At 61.3% G+C, this 599-nt stretch carries 2 protein-coding genes and 1 pseudogene; 2 read left to right on the top strand and 1 reads right to left on the bottom strand.

Features of this window, described 5'->3' with window-relative positions; translation table 11 throughout:
- Positions 1-189 (top strand): protein-export chaperone SecB (locus KP707_RS16600; RefSeq protein WP_215769464.1); only part of this gene is annotated, 189 nt, incomplete at its 5' end.
- 4 nt (positions 190-193) lie between these two features.
- Here KP707_RS16600 and KP707_RS16595 read toward each other — a convergent pair.
- The gene (locus tag KP707_RS16595; RefSeq protein WP_252348936.1) at positions 194-346 is read right to left on the bottom strand and encodes a hypothetical protein; all 153 of its coding nucleotides are present in this window, start codon (positions 344-346) and stop codon (positions 194-196) included.
- Positions 347-399: 53 nt separating this feature from the next.
- Here KP707_RS16595 and KP707_RS16590 point away from each other — a divergent pair.
- Positions 400-599: pseudogene (locus KP707_RS16590) on the top strand (uroporphyrinogen-III synthase); the annotation flags it as partial.

Below are 599 nucleotides of genomic sequence, written 5' to 3'. Positions count from 1 at the left end.
CAGGAACTCGTCGAGCCGATCCTGCTGGTTGAAGTGCCGCGCCTGATCTTCCCGTATGTGCGTTCCATCATCAGCGACGTCACTCGTGACGGTGGCTTCCCGCCGGTGGTTCTGCAGCCGATCGACTTCGTTGCTCTGTGGCAGGCCAAGCGCGCCCAGCAGTTCCCGGAGCCAGCTGGCGAAGCCTGATCCTTCAGGTGACGAAAGGCCCGAGCCGTTCCAGCGGATCGGGCCACTCCACTGCACGCCTGACCGAAAAGGACTGGCGTGCAGCGATGGCCTCTGACAGGCAGAGCGCCCTCACACCGGACAGAGCATTTCGCTCCGGCGCACCCAAAGCCTCCATGAAGGCTTCAGCCGTTTTTCCGGAATAAAGAACAACACCTTCGAGACGCTTTGTTGAGCGACCGTCTCGAAGGTGTTGTTCTTTATTCCGGAAAAACGGCTGAAGCCTTCATGGAGGCTTTGGGTGCGCCGGAGCGAAATGCTCTGTCCGGTGTGAGGGCGCTCTGCCTGTCAGAGGCCATCGCTGCACGCCTGACCGAAAAGGACTGGCGTGCAGTGGAGTGGCCCGATCCGCTGGAACGGCTCGGGCCTTT

This window comes from Gluconobacter sp. P5E10 (assembly GCF_018812145.1).
GTDB lineage: Bacteria > Pseudomonadota > Alphaproteobacteria > Acetobacterales > Acetobacteraceae > Gluconobacter > Gluconobacter cerinus.
Note: the sequence above shows the minus strand (reverse complement) of the source record. Positions and strands in the feature narration are given on the sequence as shown.

Excerpts from the sequence above, each read along its gene's own strand:
- KP707_RS16595 (WP_252348936.1), bottom strand. The coding sequence starts at position 346 with ATGGAGGCTTTGGGTGCGCCGGAGCGAAATGCTCTGTCCGGTGTGAGG.